General features: G+C 50.2%; 16 protein-coding genes. 4 read left to right on the top strand and 12 right to left on the bottom strand.

The genetic code is table 11. The features are described from left to right. Positions 1-5: 5 nt before the first annotated feature. The 12 genes from AYY17_RS12175 to AYY17_RS12230 are packed head-to-tail and all read right to left on the bottom strand — an operon-like array spanning position 6 to position 10,183. A complete protein-coding gene (locus tag AYY17_RS12175) occupies positions 6-731 on the bottom strand; it encodes a cobalt-factor II C(20)-methyltransferase (protein ID WP_067424034.1) in 726 nt (241 codons plus the stop codon). 13 nt (positions 732-744) lie between these two features. Then, a complete protein-coding gene (gene cbiK / locus AYY17_RS12180) occupies positions 745-1,527 on the bottom strand; it encodes a sirohydrochlorin cobaltochelatase (RefSeq protein WP_067424036.1) in 783 nt (260 codons plus the stop codon). Positions 1,528-1,544: 17 nt separating this feature from the next. Then, positions 1,545-2,333 carry a cobalt-precorrin-6A reductase gene (locus tag AYY17_RS12185; RefSeq protein WP_202906419.1) on the bottom strand — a complete coding sequence of 263 codons (789 nt, stop codon included), beginning with the start codon at positions 2,331-2,333 and terminating at the stop codon, positions 1,545-1,547. After that, entirely contained in the window at positions 2,330-3,055 is a 726-nt protein-coding gene (locus tag AYY17_RS12190; RefSeq protein WP_067424037.1) for a precorrin-3B C(17)-methyltransferase, read from the bottom strand. Before AYY17_RS12190 ends, AYY17_RS12185 begins: the two co-directional genes overlap by 4 nt. Beyond that, on the bottom strand, positions 3,049-4,116 hold the full coding sequence (locus AYY17_RS12195) for a cobalt-precorrin 5A hydrolase (protein WP_067424040.1): 1,068 nt from the start codon (positions 4,114-4,116) through the stop codon (positions 3,049-3,051). The genes AYY17_RS12190 and AYY17_RS12195 overlap by 7 nt, the downstream gene beginning before the upstream one ends. After that, positions 4,091-4,870, bottom strand: coding sequence for a cobalt-precorrin-4 methyltransferase (locus tag AYY17_RS12200; RefSeq protein ID WP_067403475.1), 780 nt, complete (start codon positions 4,868-4,870; stop codon positions 4,091-4,093). Before AYY17_RS12200 ends, AYY17_RS12195 begins: the two co-directional genes overlap by 26 nt. After that, complete coding sequence (locus AYY17_RS12205; protein ID WP_067403478.1) at positions 4,863-5,432, bottom strand: decarboxylating cobalt-precorrin-6B (C(15))-methyltransferase; 570 nt, start codon at positions 5,430-5,432, stop codon at positions 4,863-4,865. The genes AYY17_RS12200 and AYY17_RS12205 overlap by 8 nt, the downstream gene beginning before the upstream one ends. After that, the gene (locus AYY17_RS12210) at positions 5,432-6,046 is read right to left on the bottom strand and encodes a cobalt-precorrin-7 (C(5))-methyltransferase (protein WP_067424042.1); all 615 of its coding nucleotides are present in this window, start codon (positions 6,044-6,046) and stop codon (positions 5,432-5,434) included. The genes AYY17_RS12205 and AYY17_RS12210 overlap by 1 nt, the downstream gene beginning before the upstream one ends. Further along, the gene (cbiD, locus tag AYY17_RS12215; protein ID WP_067424044.1) at positions 6,043-7,200 is read right to left on the bottom strand and encodes a cobalt-precorrin-5B (C(1))-methyltransferase CbiD; all 1,158 of its coding nucleotides are present in this window, start codon (positions 7,198-7,200) and stop codon (positions 6,043-6,045) included. The genes AYY17_RS12210 and cbiD overlap by 4 nt, the downstream gene beginning before the upstream one ends. 2 nt (positions 7,201-7,202) lie before the next feature. Beyond that, complete coding sequence (locus AYY17_RS12220; RefSeq protein ID WP_067424046.1) at positions 7,203-7,832, bottom strand: cobalt-precorrin-8 methylmutase; 630 nt, start codon at positions 7,830-7,832, stop codon at positions 7,203-7,205. A gap of 9 nt (positions 7,833-7,841) precedes the next feature. Continuing rightward, complete coding sequence (cbiB, locus tag AYY17_RS12225) at positions 7,842-8,801, bottom strand: adenosylcobinamide-phosphate synthase CbiB (protein ID WP_067424048.1); 960 nt, start codon at positions 8,799-8,801, stop codon at positions 7,842-7,844. Then, positions 8,798-10,183, bottom strand: a complete 1,386-nt coding sequence (locus AYY17_RS12230; RefSeq protein ID WP_067424050.1) for a cobyrinate a,c-diamide synthase — start codon at positions 10,181-10,183, stop codon at positions 8,798-8,800. The genes cbiB and AYY17_RS12230 overlap by 4 nt, the downstream gene beginning before the upstream one ends. A 795-nt stretch (positions 10,184-10,978) precedes the next feature. Here AYY17_RS12230 and cobA point away from each other — a divergent pair. From cobA to AYY17_RS12255, 4 genes are all read left to right on the top strand, one after another. Further along, complete coding sequence (gene cobA / locus AYY17_RS12235) at positions 10,979-11,764, top strand: uroporphyrinogen-III C-methyltransferase (protein ID WP_067424052.1); 786 nt, start codon at positions 10,979-10,981, stop codon at positions 11,762-11,764. A 47-nt stretch (positions 11,765-11,811) separates the two neighbouring features. Beyond that, entirely contained in the window at positions 11,812-12,909 is a 1,098-nt protein-coding gene (gene cobD, locus AYY17_RS12240; protein WP_268873029.1) for a threonine-phosphate decarboxylase CobD, read from the top strand. Further along, positions 12,902-13,762 (top strand): GHMP family kinase ATP-binding protein, encoded by an 861-nt coding sequence (locus AYY17_RS12245; protein ID WP_067424056.1) that lies wholly within the window; start codon positions 12,902-12,904, stop codon positions 13,760-13,762. Before cobD ends, AYY17_RS12245 begins: the two co-directional genes overlap by 8 nt. Positions 13,763-14,399: 637 nt before the next feature. Beyond that, positions 14,400-15,056: a precorrin-2 dehydrogenase/sirohydrochlorin ferrochelatase family protein gene (locus AYY17_RS12255; protein ID WP_067424061.1), complete on the top strand. Its 657-nt coding sequence runs from the start codon at positions 14,400-14,402 to the stop codon at positions 15,054-15,056. The last annotated feature ends 537 nt before the right edge of the window (positions 15,057-15,593 follow it).

Here is a 15,593-nt window from a genome sequence, read left to right on the forward strand (position 1 = left end):
CCGAATTATTTCCGGGTTTTATTAATTAATACCGTTGAGAAATAAGGCAGTGTCTGTTCGTCGTCGATCTCATCCAGGCGTCTCCAGCACTGTTCAGTTTCCAGTGTAGCGTCGGCCATCAGGATGGCATGATCAAATAAATCATGGCGGCGGAGCAGATCGCGTACCTGTTGTAAACGACCATAGACTTTCATTAAAACAATACAATCGTGATGGGTAATCGCATGCTCAAGTTCTTCGGGCGATGCGGTACACGCCATAACGGCAAGGCTCTGGGTTTCCATCGCCAGCGGCACAACAGCGCGTGAGGCGATGGCGGCAAACGAGGTCACGCCCGGCACAACTTCCAACCATGGCTGGTTGCCGATGCGCTCCAGTAAGGAGACCCAGGTACTGAACAGCATGGAATCACCCAGGGTAATGAAACCGACTTTTTTACCGTCAGCCACATCTTCCTGAATAGCTTTCGCTACATCATCCCAGACTGCTTCTTTCGCTTCCTGCGGGGCTTTCATCAGGAAGTGATAGGTTTTCACCGTGGTTTTTCCGGTGATATAAGGGGCAACAATCGTATGTGCCAGGCTCGGGGCATCTTTTTTCCCGGCCGGTGCATACAGAATATCCAGCTCACTGATGATCCGCGCACCGCGTACTGTGATCAGATCGCTGGCACCGGGACCGGTGCCGATAGCGTAGAGTCTGCCCTGTGGTTGTTCTGTTTGTGCGTTCATGTATGTAAGGACCTTACTCCGGTTTATCCATTGTTTGTGCGAGATGTTCGACAAACATCTGGCGGATCATGTTGTTTTCGCCCATGCCCTGTAACCACGGCGTGGCTTCAATACCGGCCTGCTCAAGCTGTGTGCGCCATGAATCTTCTTCGTCGGATGCCATGTCGTTAATGGCATGATCACCGGCAACCAGCATCAGCGGCATCAGATGCACTTTGCGGATATTGTCGGCTTTCAGACCTTTGATAATCAGATCAATTTCAGGATAGCTTTCGACAGCACCGACGCGGGCGGGGAAACCACTGTTGGTCATCATGTGATCAAGACAGGCGTATGCAGAGAACGCATGGTGCGAAGCACCGTGTCCCATGAAGACAACGCGCTCATCGTCTTTCAGTTCCGGCATCTGGAAATGCAGGGCATCAATCAGCTGTGAGTAATCGTCATAGCTGCTCAGCAGGGGTTTGCCCACGCGCAGATAACGGAAGAACGGACGGTATTTTTCGACCTGGCTGACAATTTTTTCGTATTCATCACCATTAATCACATGCAGCGATTGTATCGCCACATCCTCATAACCCTGCTCGTGCAGGTGACGCAGTGCTTCTTCGGGGTTATCGATATGCAGATTATCGCGCGCTTTTAATTTGCGGATAATCATACCGGACGTAAAGGCACGGAAAAAATCACGGCCGGGAAACGCTGCCGCGAGCTGTTTTTCACAGCTTTCAATATTTTTTTCCCGGGTTTCCGCGTAACTGGTGCCGAAACTAATCACTAATAACGCTTTTTTCATCTCATAACCTCAGTAAATCAACAGACAGAAAAACGGGATACCAAATACTGCTCTACCCCGGAAAGATTATTTAATTCAGTTACATCACCGGACACCTGTGTCTGCGGGCGAACCACGACAATGCAGGGAATACCCAGCGCCAGGCAGGGCGCGACTTTTTCACTGAAACCACCCTGTGCGCCGGACTCTTTGGTGATAACCACATCTGCATTGCAGTAGCGGTAAAAGGATTCATTAAACTCAGCGGAAAACGGGCCTTTCAGGGCGAAAATCTGGTCGATAGTCAGCCCGTAAGATTCACACTGCGCGAGAACATCCTGTGTCGGTAAGACGCGTGCCAGCACGGTTTTACCCGGCAGGCGCGCAATATAGTCCGCCAGTTGTTTGCTGCCCGTTGTCAGCAAAATCCGCTCCCCGAGCTGCATCGCCAGTTCACAGGCGCTGTCAATGGAGTCCACTTTATGCACCAGCGGGTTATCAACGGCATCAATGTGACTCGGGCGGTTATAACGCACGAGAGGGATCCCCAGTTCGCGCTGCACCTGTAAGATATTCTCACTGAGAACAGCGGCGTACGGATGGGAGAGATCAGCCAGTACGCCGATCTCATGATGACGGCAGAAATCTGCCATCTCATTTGCATCCATCCGGCCTTCAAAGATCTCACCCTGCAACCCCGCAGCCTGCTGACGACCTGCCGGCGTGGCGACGGAGAGCCGGTAAGCGACTCCCTGTTCATCCAGGCGCTCACAGAGCAGGCGGGCATCCCCGGTCCCGCCGAAAATCAGCAGCCCGCGCGGGATCACAGTACGTATCCCCGTGGTGTGATCATCAGGTCATCACTGATATAGGTAGATTTATTACCGACGATGACCAGGCTTGTCATATCAACACGTTCATATTCCATCTCACCGAAGGTGGTTATCCACTTCTCTTCTTTCTTACGCGCAGCCGCTTTGACAACACCGACCGGCGTTGTGGCTGCTTTGTACGGCGCCATCAGTTCAAATGCACGCGCCAGATGACCTTCACGGCCATGACTGCGCGGGTTATAGAAGCAGATAACAAAATCCGCGTCAGCCGCGGCAATAACGCGTTTTTCGATAACTTCCCACGGCGTCAGCAGGTCACTCAGGCTGATGTGGCAAAAGTCATGCATCAGCGGCGCACCCAGCAGGGAGGCGGCAGCAATACTGGCAGTAATGCCCGGCACCACGCGCACTTCGATATCACGTTTTTCTTTGGTGACAATTTCGAGGATAAGCCCGGCCATGCCGTAAATACCGGCGTCACCGCTGCATACCATCGCAACGTTTTTACCTTCCTGTGCCAGATCGATTGCCAGACGGCAGCGCTCAATCTCTTTACACATCCCGGTTTTGATTACTTCTTTATCGCCTACCAGAGGTTTCACCAGATGGGTATAGGTTTTATATCCCACAACCACTTCCGCTTCTTTCAGTGCGGCGATGGCTTCTCCGGTCATCATGGCTTCGCTGCCGGGACCAATGCCTATAACGGTTAACATATTGTTTCTGCTCCTAACGTAATGGTGATCCCCTGGTCTTTACGGGTTTGTCCGATCAGGTGACCACGGCTCATCAGCCAGGCCACCGGTTGGGAAACACTCCCTACGCCCACGGTTTTCTTAACAAATTCGGATGCCGGGAACTGCGCCGCAACGGGTGTGAGTTCTTCAGCACTGAAAACAGTAAATGGCACGCGGTAATGCTCCGCGAGTGCCAGTAATGCCGGTTCTTCTGCTTTTAATTCGATGCTGCCGATAGCCCGGACGGACTGCGGCAGCAGATTATTTTCTGCCAGCTGCTCTGCGAACAGGCGCAGGACCGCCTCTGTCGCTGTTTCTTTCCGGCAACCCATGCCCGCGATAATCCGGCGCGGAATAAGCTTATATACCGGTATTGACAGTAATATTTCTTCGCTGCGGTAGCTGACACACACCAACGCATCCAGTTCCGGCAGATTGCGCAGGTTATCCACCTGTATCAATCCCGCAGTGGCGTACTTATCCTGTTCACCGGCAACATCAGGATGCCACCAGATCCCGATACGCTGACCGCTGACCATCATCTGATTGAGGGTTTTGACGGTCTGGCGGAAATCCGTAAATGTGGCATCCATCTCTTGTGCCAGCAGATCAAAGCTGGTCACCTGATTGACATCAGTGGCGGTCGTGATAACTGCCTGTCCGCCAATCCGCTCTGCCAGCCAGACCGCAAGTTCATTTGCGCCACCCAGATGCCCGGAGAGCAGGCTGATAACAAATTGCCCTTTTTCATCCATGACAATGACAGCCGGGTCGCTCATTTTGTCTTCAATTACCGGCGCGAGAACGCGTACCGTGATACCGGTTGCACCAATCACAATTAATGCATCGTTATCACGGAATGCCTGTTGCAGCGAGGCTCTGAAACTACCGATAAAGGGCTCAAAACCTTCCGACACCAGTTTTTCACTGGTGTAACAGGCCACCGGTAGCAACGGGCGGATTTTCTCCGCCAGTGCTTTGCCGCCCGGCGTCAGACAAAACAGCGCAATGCGCTTACTCTGAGGCTTTCCGGTATTCATGGCTGAAGCCTGCATCGTACAGTTTGGAATAATGGTATTCGTTGCCCAGGAACGGACCGACCAGAATCAGTGCTGTTTTGCGGATTTTCGCATTACGCACCGCGACGGTGATATCTTCCAGCGTGCTGCGCAGCACCTGACAGTCAGGCCAGGTGGCTTTGTACACCACAGCAACCGGGGTTTCGACCGGATAACCGCCCTCGGTTAATTGTTCAACCACACCGGAGATATCCTGCACGGAGAGGAAAATCGCCATCGAGGTCTGGTGAGCGGCAAAGCTGCGCAGACTCTCTTTCGGCGGCATTGGCGTGCGGCCTTCGATGCGGGTGATAATCAGGCTTTGTGATACTTCCGGTACGGTGTACTCCACGCCCAGTTCTGCGGCAGCGCCCAGGAAAGAACTGACCCCCGGGATAGCACTGAAGCCGATATTGTGCTCATTGAGCACTTCACCCTGTTCGCGGATAGAGCCGTAAATAGAGAGGTCGCCGGTCTGTAAGCGCACCACCAGTTTGTTGCTTTTCACACCATCAACCATGACAGTGATGATATCGTCCAGGGTCATGCCCGCGCTGTCATAGCTGACAACACCGTCTTTGCAGTAATCCAGAAGCTCTGTGTTAATCAGTGATCCGGCATAAATGACGATGTCAGCCTGTTGTAAAATACGGTAGCCTTTCAGGGTGATAAGACTGATATCCCCGGGACCGGCGCCCACAAACCAGACTTTTTGGTGATCAAACTGTTCAGCCACAACGGGCCTCCTTACGACAGGAAATAAGATAGGTAGGGTTATTCGGTTTAAAATAGTAACTGTGTCCGAGTGCGGTCATGTGACCTGCCTGTAATTCACAGCAATCCAGCTCAGTGACTTCGCACTGTTTCAGATGGGTAATCGCCTGCGTCAGGTTATCCAGCAGGATAAAGGTCATGACCAGGGTGCCGTCGTTGTGCAGATGGTCGAGCGACCAGTCGATAATCTCTGTGAGATTGCCGCCGGTGCCGCCGACAAATACGGCATCTGCTTTTTCGGCGACGTCCACAGGCGCATACGCTTCTATCAGGCGGATCTGCGGGCACTGAAAGTGGCGGCAGTTCTCTTTAATAAGTGCGACAGCGTCCGGTTTTTTCTCGATGGCAATAATATCCAGCGCCGGATAGCTGAGTGCCGCTTCAATAGCAATGCTGCCGGTGCCCGCACCGACATCAATCAACCGCTCAGCGCCCTGTAAATCCAGCCGTGAGAGCGCAAGTGCCCGCACCGGCTCTTTGGTCATCGGAATTTGCTGCCCGCGCAGAAAAAGTTCGTCTTTCATCAGGAAACCTCACTGCCTTTTTTGTCGATTAACACCACATTCATGTCGTAATCGCCCATGACCTGATCCGCATTAAGAATGGTTATCCGTTCATTTCGCATCGATAAATTTTCACCGATAATCAGGCGACGGTTCTGGCGGCGCTGAATAATTTCAGCAGCAATTTCTTTGGGACCGATATTTTTGTCAGTGACCATACCAATGCGCTCATGACCGAGCAGCCAGTCAAAGTCCGGACTGCGGTTATGGCTACTGGTGAGATAGATATCATTCATATCCATGCCCACTTTGGCGCACAGATACTGCACCGAGCTAATCCCCGGGATTATCTGAACCTGCTCCGGTGAAAAGGTGTCACAAATTCGTTTACCGATACCGAAATACATCGGGTCGCCGGACGCGAGGATCACAATACGGCGATCAAGACGTTCCGCTATCCAGCGCATCAGTCCGCTGACATCGGCATCAATCACTTTGGTTTCAATATGCAGATCGGCAAATTCATTCAGGTGACGCTGTCCGCCGATTAAAATATCCGCGCCGGAAATTGCATCAGTTGCCCGCCGGGTCAGATACGCCTGTGACCCCGGACCCACGCCGGTTACATAAATCATCGGAATCCCTCCGTAATGGCGCTCAGCGGACGGTTTGTCCCCAGCACCTGATTATCAAACGAGAACAAAATGGCATCACACTGCGGCGGTGAATCAGAAAAACGCAGCATCTGATTAACGCGATCACAGATTTTCTCTGCAATGCGCGGGTAAACCGCCTGAAAGCCCTGCGCATTGATAAGCTCAATGGCCGCTTCCGTTGTGGTGCAGCCGTCAACTTCCTGTAACAGGGAGAGCGGCGCGCCGAGTAAAGCCAGATTGGAAATGAGTGTTTCCATTCTCGCATCCGCAATATGGCTGTGAGTGTGGAAAATACCGGCAGCGATTTTAACCAGCTTGCCGAAATGCCCGAGGATCACGACATGTTCGAATTTCAGCCGCGTGACTTCCTGTAACATGTAACCCACAAAGTTACTCATGGTGACGACATAGTTGCCGTCCAGCCCGAGCTGTTCATTAACAAAACGCTCGCCGTGGTTGCCCGGCACTAAAAAGATCCGCGTCATACCCTGCGCACGTTTCATCTCTAATTCAATGGAGAGCGAGCGCTTCCAGCTCTCTTCTGACATCGGTGTGACAATACCGCTGGTGCCGATAACGGAGATCCCGCCGAGAATACCAAGGCGTCCGTTATAGGTTTTTTTCGCACGCTCTTCGCCTTCGGGGGCAAAAATCGTGACATCCGCGCCCCGGTTCGGGCCGATGGCTTCACGGACAGCGGCTTCGATTGTCTGGCGCGGGGTTTTGTTGATCGCAGCATCGCCTATCGGTAGCCCGACCCCGACTTTTGTTACCCGCCCGACACCTTCACCACCATCTAAGGTAATGATTCCGCTGTCATTGATAACCACGCGGGCAAAAATCAGCATGCCGTGGGTGGCATCGATATCATCACCGCCATCTTTACGGATAGCGGCGGTGGCGGTTTGTCCGCAAATCAGCGGCTCTTCCACATTCAGGGAGAGCGCGACACCGGAAGGTGTGACGATAGAGACCTGCTGAATAACTTCCTGACGCAACACCATCAGCGCAGCGACTTTCGCCGCCGCTGTCGCACAGGAGCCGGTTGTATAACCTTTGCGCAGTGCTTTGCCTTTGTGCCAGACGACACCGGTTCCGTTGTCATCCGGGGCTGTGGTGTTTTCCTGCGTCATGATTACGCCTCCGGCATCCGGTAGAGGATGGCGTTAATAATCGCGGCGGCAACATTACTGCCGCCTTTGCGTCCGAGGGCGGCGATGCACGGCAAATCACTCTCAGCCAATGCATCTTTGGATTCAGCGGCACCCACAAAACCGACCGGAACACCGACAACGGCAACCGGTTTTTCTGCGTGCTCCATAACCCGGAACAGCGCGGTCGGCGCATTACCGAAGACAAAAATTTTCTCACCCGGCTCCTGCATGGCAATATCAACAGCAGCCATCGAACGGGTGATTTGCTGTGCTTTTGCGGCAGCAACCACACGCGGGTCGCTGACATAGCAACGGCACTCTGAGCCGTATTGCGCCAGGCGGTTTTTATTGATCCCTGACAGCGCCATGGTGGTATCGGTATAAAGAGTACAACCGCGGGCGATACCGTCGCGGAGAGTCTCAATCACACCCTCAGAGAAATGCAGAATATCCAGCCAGTCAAAGTCAGCTGTTGTGTGGATAGCACGCTTGATAATGGCGGCGTGATCATCACTGGCAAAACGGTACTCCGGACGCGAATCCCGGATAATGTCATCAATGATCAGGAAACTGTTTTTTTCGATTTCCTGCGGCTGTTGTATATAACTCATAATTTTCCCTTACAAAATCCACTGTGACAGAAGATGAATGACGGCGAACAGTGCCAGCGCGGCGGAGGAAGCTACCCACATCAACCGGATGGTGCTGAGAATATCGTCTGCATTAATTTCCCGCGTATCGTCGCCGAGCCATGGTTTGTCAACTAACTGACCAAAATAGGTATTCGGACCGCCGAGGCGTACGCCGAGTGCGCCGGCAACCGTTGCTTCTGACCAGCCGCTGTTCGGGCTGCGGTGATTGGCGTGGTCGCGCAGTCCGGTGGTGTAAGCGAGTCGGTTATTGAGTTTTAATACACGGGCGGCAAAGGTAAACAGCAGCCAGCTCAGGCGTGCCGGAATATAATTGGCGACATCATCCGCACGGGCGGAAAACATGCCGATATCGCGGTATTTATCATTTTTGTATCCCACCATGGAATCGAGGGTATTGACGGCTTTGTATGCCATCGCCAGTGGTGCGCCGCCGAGCAATAAGAAAAACATCGGCGCTATCACGCCATCGACAGTATTTTCTGCAACGGTTTCAGTGACTGCACGGGTGATTTGTTGCGGCATCAGTTCACTGGTATCCCGTCCGACAATCCATGAGAGTTTTTCGCGGCTTTCGGCTAAATTCCCGGCCTTCAGGGCGTGATACACCCGCATGGCGGCGTCCTGTAAGCAGCGGGTTGCCAGCGCGGTGTAAGTCATCCAGACAGTCACCAGCCAGCCGAGGCTGGTTTCGAGATAAAAAGCCAGCGCCAGCACGCCGTAGCTGATAATCCAGGTACCGCCGACAATCACAACCCACAGCACGATACCGCCCCGGCGCAGTGCTGCATCATTCCGGCAGCGGCTGCGGATTAAACTTTCTGTTTTGCGGATAGCATTGCCAATCCAGCGGATAGGGTGCGGCCAGTGCTCCGGGTCACCGAGGCGCCAGTCGAGGAGAAAAGCCATCAGCCAGCTGAGCAGTGTCATAACACGCCCCGCGCAAGAGAGAACCAGTGATCCAACAAACCGGGACGCTGGGCAAAATGCACATGCAGATAACCGGCAAAGGTATTTCCGACCTGATAACCGCCCGTCCAGCGCTTTTGCACTTCGCCGTCGCGCTCTTTGATAAATTCAAACGCAGGAGGCAGATCAGTCACGAAATCAGAATAATGGAATTCATGTCCGCGCAGGCGCTCACCGGCTTTAACCAATGTGGTATCTGTCAGCGCGGTTCCTTCGCAGTAGCCGAAACGTTTGAGGCGATTACCCATTGTGCTGTGCCCGCTGATAATGCCGGTCATCGGGTAAGTTTGGCCGTTGCTGTCGGTCAGTGTGTCCCCGAGATACATCAGACCGCCGCATTCCGCATAAACAGGAACACCGCGCTGGTGGGCGGCAAGTAAAGCATCCCGCATCTCTTTATTGGCAGATAACTGCTCTGCGTAAACTTCGGGATAGCCCCCGCCGATATAAACCATATCGCAGGCGTCAGGCAATTTTTTGTCATGCAGCGGGCTGAACGTGATGATTTCTGCGCCGCAATGGCGGATAAGATCCAGATTATCGGGATAATAGAAGTTAAACGCGGCATCCTGCGCAACCGCGACTGTCAGACCGCGCCCGGCGTCCGGGGTAGTCAGAACCGGTGCAGAACAGACCTGCGGTGCCTGCCACTGTGTTAATTCGAGTAACTTACTGATATCGGTTGTTTTTTCAATCTGTTCCGCCAGTCGCTGCCAGCGCTCTGTCTGTTGTGTCTGCTCCTGCGGCGGAATAAGCCCCAGGTGACGTGAAGGCAGTTCAATATCAGCCATAACCGGAATGTAGCCGAGAACAGGCACATTGCAATAATGTTCAATAGCATGTTTCAGAAGCTGGTAGTGGTTGTCGGTATTGACCCGGTTAATCAGCACTCCGGCAATATTCAGTGTCGGATCAAAATGCTGAAACCCCATAACAGTGGCGGCAATAGAAGTGGATACCGCTTTGCCGTCGACCAGTAAGATGACCGGACAGCCGAGCTGTTTTGCCATCGCCGCGGTACTGCAATAGTGCGGATCGGTACCAAAACCATCATAAAGCCCCATCACGCCTTCAATAACACCGGCGTCTTTATCCTGCATATAATGATGAAACTGAGAAGTCAGGATAGATTCCGGCAGCATAAATGCGTCCAGATTACGGGAGGGAACACCGGTCACTGTGGTGTGCCAGCTGCTGTCGAGATAGTCCGGGCCGACTTTGCAGGGCTGAACAGTCAGTCCGCGTGCACTCAGTGCCCGCATAATTCCCAGCGTGATAGTGGTTTTACCGCAACCGCTACTGGTTCCGGCAATAACAAAAACCTGTTTTTGTGCCTTATTCATACGCTACCTTTGACACTATTGTTGCCAAAAAAAACGTCCTGATAACAGGAAAGCAAAAAAAGGTTAAATAAATTAACCCGGTGACTGTCTTTTTATTTTCATGATCATCAGCAAAATAAAAAAATGCTGAACAGCGACATGGAAAAACTAATGATCATTTAATTAACATTGCCGATTTTTGATATAGTGAATTTGTTTCGGCTATTTATATTCGGGTTTAATAAAACATAAAACTCTGTTTTTATATATCGACATATTACAGTTTGTGATGTTGTTCACATAAATACTTGATTTGTGATCAAGACAAATAAAAATAGATCTATTTAATTTCACAAATGGATATCAATATGTGAAATAAATGTTCCTATTATTATAATTTGTTAATTTAAAATAAAAAAATAGTATTTCACTTGTTATTAATAACGGTGTGCTTTGCGGAAGGTTATGTAAAAAATCATTTATTTCATGTAGTTGAAAATTATTGATCTTCTTGATTTTTTCGTATGAACTCTTCCGTAGCGTGAACGTATTATTGAGACATAAATCATGTATTTTTTTCTGTTATTATTTAATAATGCAAAATATTAAACAGAATTGTCTTTATTAAGCATTTATCGTGAGCAGATCAAAGAATATCGATCATGATTAATTAATACTGCTGTTCATCTATTAAGACATCATTAATAAGACGTATTTTTAATAGTCGTCAGGGTGTGAGTATTACTAACGCGAATGATGATGATAACAATGATGTTGTTTCTTTCTGTTGATTACTTTAATTGATAAGGCAATAAAATGAGCAAAGGTAAAGTGTGGCTTGTCGGAGCCGGACCCGGAGATGCATCATTAATTACCGTAAAGGGACTTCATTGTATACGCCATGCCGAAGTATTGGTGCATGACCGTCTTGTCAATCCTGAGTTGATCGCTTGTGCGCCATCCGGATGCAAAATTATTAATGTCGGCAAAACACCGAACCATCATCCGGTTCCGCAGGACGAAATTAACAACATCCTGGTAAAACACGCGTCAGAAGGCAAAAATGTCGTCCGTCTGAAAGGCGGGGATCCGTATGTATTTGGTCGTGGCGGTGAAGAAGCAGAATCACTGGCACAAAAAGGGCTGGATTTTGAAGTCATCCCGGGGATCAGTTCCTCTATCGGCGGACTGGCATACGCGGGGATCCCGGTGACACACCGTGACCATGCATCCAGCTTCCATGTGGTTACCGGGCACATGTGTCAGGGGAATGAACCTCAGAACTGGCAGGCGCTGGCAGCACTGAGTGGTACGCTGGTTATTCTGATGGGAATGACCCGGCTGGCAGAAATCAGTCAGTTATTAATTGATAACGGAAAATCACCTGATACCCCGGCGGCGGTTGTAATGTATGCGAGCCAGCAGCGCCAGCAGGTGGTTACCGGCACACTGACTACATTACCGGACGAAGCCGCACGTCTTAAACTGCACCCGCCGGCACTGATTGTTGTCGGGGATGTGGTTAATCTGCATCAGGTTCTGGCATTTGCTGCCACACAAATTGATATTACGCAGGAACCCCCGTTAGAAGCGGTGTCATAGTGTTATCCTTAAAATAATATTACCCGGCTGTATGCAGATAATACTGTATGCAGCCTTTAGATTTGGAGGAGGCTATGAGTGAACACGGTGGTAATGTAGTTGAAGTGGCAGAGCATCTGGGGATCTCGCCTGCATCAATCTTCGATTTTAGTGCCAATATTAATCCGCTGGGGCCGCCAGACCGGGTTAAAGCCATTATCCGCGACAACTTATCCGTTATTGAACGCTATCCTGATATTGAATACCGTTATCTGCACGCCGCACTGGCTAAAGGTGCCGGATGTGAACTGGGGCAGGTCATTGCCGGGAACGGTGAAACTGAACTGATTTACTCGCTGGTGCGCCATCTGAACCCGCACAGCGCACTATTATTAACACCCGGATTTGCCGAGTACCGCAGAGCACTGGAGCAGCAAGGCTGTGACATCATTGAACACGCGCTGACAGAAGAGAATGATTTTCAGCCGGATGAGTCTCTGCTGGCTGATATCGAAGCCCGCCGCCCTGATTGTGTTTTTATCGCCACCCCGAATAACCCGACCGGTCTGATGCCGGATATTGCATTGCTGCATAAACTGGTTTCTCTGTGTGAATCCCGCCATATTCATCTTATTGTCGATGAAGCCTTTATTGATTTTCTGCCGGAAGGCTCACCGCTGACAGCACGTCTGCCGGAAACCCGTTATCTGTACCTGCTGCGCTCTCTGACAAAGTTTTTTGCCATCCCGGGACTTCGCCTGGGGTATCTGCTTTGCGGTGACAGTCATGTTATCAGTAATCTGAAAGGATGGCGGGAGCCGTGGACGATTAACGGACTGGCGGCGCTGGTGGGAGAAGTCCTGCTGGATGATAAAGAGTATATCTGTAAAACGCAGGAACTGATTGCGTCACAGCGTGAGTATCTGTGCAGGGAGCTGCGCCAGTTTCCGCTGCTGAAAATCCGTGAGCCGACAGCAAACTATATTTTTATCCGCTGCCTTAATGGAGTGGAATTACAGTCTGCCCTGCTTAAATATAAGCTGCTTATCCGCCGCTGCCAGAACTATCCCGGGTTGGATGGCTCATATTACCGCATCGCTGTCCGCAGCCAGGCGGAAAACCGCCATCTTATCGGCGCATTAAAACAGGTATTCCAACATGGCTGAGGCACACTGTCCGGCATCCTGCGGTGAGTTATTACAGGGGTGGATCCTCGGGGGCGAGAAACTGGTTTCCTGCCCAATCAATTGGTTCAGCTATGTATCAGTCACCGAAGATGTACCGCTGGGGCTGGAGCGCCCCCGCATGCGCCAGATGCTGGAGCGGGTACTGAAGTATCTGGATATTGTTCCGGAAGCGACCGGTATGCTGCGTATTGAATATGACTCAACTATCCCGGTCGGCAAAGGGCTGGCGAGTAGTACAGCAGATATTGCGGCAACCGCACAGGCAACAGCCCGGTTTTACGGACACGAATTATCACCGGAAACTCTGGCAGCCTTGTGTGTGGGTGTCGAGCCGACAGACAGCACGTTTTTCTCTTCCCTGACACTGTTTGATCATCAGACTGCCGGAACACAAATCTCTCTCGGCTGGGCGCCAGACCTGAAAATTCTGTTACTGGAAAGCCCGGATATTGTGCTGACAGAGGATTTTCATAAGCGGGATCGCCTTGCAGCGCTGTTAGCCCGCGAAACGCAGTTGGAACAGGCGTGGAAGTACCTCAATATTGCCTGTGAACAGCAAAGCCCGCAACGTTTGGGGGAGGCTGCCACACTGAGTGCGATAGCCAGCCAGGACCTTCTGCCCAAGCACGGTTTTAACGAACTGCTTGAGCTGGCAGAGCAAAATAAAATTTACGGGCTGAATGTCGCACACAGCGGCAGTGTTATCGGGCTTATCTATGATGATACACAGCACGATAAAGATTTTATTTATGACTGGATCCAACGCCATCAACTGGATAAATTTTATCCTCAGGTGCATGAAGTGTGTATGACGCCCGGCGGCGTTCGCTAATCCCGCATCATCCGCGTCATCCTTCAGCCTGTGGCTGTGTTGGCCGCGCTCAGCTATCCGGGTCACATACTGATGTATGCTCCCCGGTTATCTTCACTTACCGCCTTGCCACAAACTGAATGATTTAGCAGATACATTTTTATCTTTTTCTAAATCTTAAATCTTAATTCTTTTGAATTGAACGCGATCTTTGTCTTTTATAAATGTGTATGTAAAAGGCAGATAACGGGCAGGGGAACGAAAAGCATGTGCGCCATGGATGGCGCACCTGAGCTTACAGGGATGTATTTACAGCGGCTTTTCGTTTTGCCCGTTATCAGCCCGATCCGCGTCATCCTTCAGCCTGTGGCTGCGTTGGCTGCATTAAAAAAACCGGGTCACATACTGATGTATGCTCCCCGGTTTTTTTCATTTGCCGCCTTGCCACAGACTGAATGATTTAGCGGATAGCATTTCACCTTTTTAAAATCTTAATTCTTACAAATTGAACGCGATCTCTGTCTTTTATAAATGCCTATGTAAAAGACAGTTTCCGGCGCTGTACCGCAAAGTCAGCAGCGGAGTGCTGCGTACATGACGCGGGCGGGATATGATGCGCAAAATACTTTCTGACCGAATAATCCGGAGAAAAAACATTATGCTGCGCTATCCGTTGTTTTGTGACTTACAGGGAAAAACATGTCTTGTTGTAGGCGGGGGAGACGTTGCTCTGCATAAATGTCATGCACTGTTGCAGGCCGGTGCAAATGTCACTGTCGTTGCGCGCTATTTTCACAGCGACTTTGCCGCACTGGCAGAGCGCCCGCAACTGACATGCACGCAAGCGCCGTTTGACAGCACACTGTGGCCGGATGACTGTTGGCTGGCATTTGCCGCCACCGATTCACCGGAGGTCAATCAGCAGGTACTGGCTCTGGCAAATACACATCGCTGCTTTTGTAATGTGACTGACTCACCGGAAACCGCCTCATTTATCTCTCCGGCGACAATTGATGTGCTGCCGGTACAGATAGCGCTGACCTGTGGCGGAAATCCCGTATATACCCAGTTCCTGAAGCACAGGGTGATGCAGGCAATACCCTTCGACGCCCCGGTGAAACTACAGCTTGCCGCCCGTGTACGGGAGCAGGTAAAAGCCACTAATGCTTCCCGTGATGCCAAGCGGCTGTTCTGGCAGAAATTCTTCACAGATACCGCACTGGAGCAGCTTTTATCATTACAGGATGATGACCTGCTGGCAGACTACCTTTCCTATCTTCTGGCTCAGTTTACCGAAGAGCACGGCACGCGCTGAAAATTGCTGTCATGATAATAAAAGCTCGGTTTTTTTGATAAAACCGGGCTTTTATTTATGGAGGTAAATAATATTATTACTGCGTTTTTTGAGCTGAATGGTTTAGTTTAAAACAATAATGATTAAAACGACCAAAATAAACCAACGGCATTATCATATTAATAATAATTAATTTACTTTTCCGTATCATTTATTTTTGCATGTTCAATAATAATATCGTTTCATCATTAAATAAGATGTTCGTCACATTATTAAGGTGATGTGTATCAAAATATATTCATATCAAATATACTGTAAAATATAGTTTAAACATTAAAATTTAATTGTTATTTTCATTTGACTCAATAATATAACGATGATCACAAAAACAAGAATGATTTATTATCTGTTATATTTAAATAATTGTTAATTAAAGTTTTTATATGTGTACTTTCATCGTATCTGATTGATTTTTATCATAAATTTAATGTGATCCATGTCTTGTTTTATGCCTTGCTAAAAACCATTCCGTTTTTGCAAGATATCCTTACTTTATAT

This window comes from Morganella psychrotolerans (genome assembly GCF_001676055.1).
In the GTDB taxonomy this organism is placed as follows: Bacteria; Pseudomonadota; Gammaproteobacteria; order Enterobacterales; family Enterobacteriaceae; genus Morganella; species Morganella psychrotolerans_B.

Coding starts and splice junctions, on each gene's coding strand:
- AYY17_RS12175 (WP_067424034.1), bottom strand. CDS start 731: ATGAACGCACAAACAGAACAACCACAGGGCAGACTCTACGCTATCGGC.
- cbiK (WP_067424036.1), bottom strand. CDS start 1,527: ATGAAAAAAGCGTTATTAGTGATTAGTTTCGGCACCAGTTACGCGGAA.
- AYY17_RS12190 (WP_067424037.1), bottom strand. CDS start 3,055: ATGTTAACCGTTATAGGCATTGGTCCCGGCAGCGAAGCCATGATGACC.
- AYY17_RS12195 (WP_067424040.1), bottom strand. CDS start 4,116: ATGAATACCGGAAAGCCTCAGAGTAAGCGCATTGCGCTGTTTTGTCTG.
- AYY17_RS12205 (WP_067403478.1), bottom strand. CDS start 5,432: ATGAAAGACGAACTTTTTCTGCGCGGGCAGCAAATTCCGATGACCAAA.
- AYY17_RS12210 (WP_067424042.1), bottom strand. CDS start 6,046: ATGATTTATGTAACCGGCGTGGGTCCGGGGTCACAGGCGTATCTGACC.
- cbiD (WP_067424044.1), bottom strand. CDS start 7,200: ATGACGCAGGAAAACACCACAGCCCCGGATGACAACGGAACCGGTGTC.
- AYY17_RS12220 (WP_067424046.1), bottom strand. CDS start 7,832: ATGAGTTATATACAACAGCCGCAGGAAATCGAAAAAAACAGTTTCCTG.
- cbiB (WP_067424048.1), bottom strand. CDS start 8,801: ATGACACTGCTCAGCTGGCTGATGGCTTTTCTCCTCGACTGGCGCCTC.
- AYY17_RS12230 (WP_067424050.1), bottom strand. CDS start 10,183: ATGAATAAGGCACAAAAACAGGTTTTTGTTATTGCCGGAACCAGTAGC.
- cobA (WP_067424052.1), top strand. CDS start 10,979: ATGAGCAAAGGTAAAGTGTGGCTTGTCGGAGCCGGACCCGGAGATGCA.
- cobD (WP_268873029.1), top strand. CDS start 11,812: ATGCAGCCTTTAGATTTGGAGGAGGCTATGAGTGAACACGGTGGTAAT.
- AYY17_RS12245 (WP_067424056.1), top strand. CDS start 12,902: ATGGCTGAGGCACACTGTCCGGCATCCTGCGGTGAGTTATTACAGGGG.
- AYY17_RS12255 (WP_067424061.1), top strand. CDS start 14,400: ATGCTGCGCTATCCGTTGTTTTGTGACTTACAGGGAAAAACATGTCTT.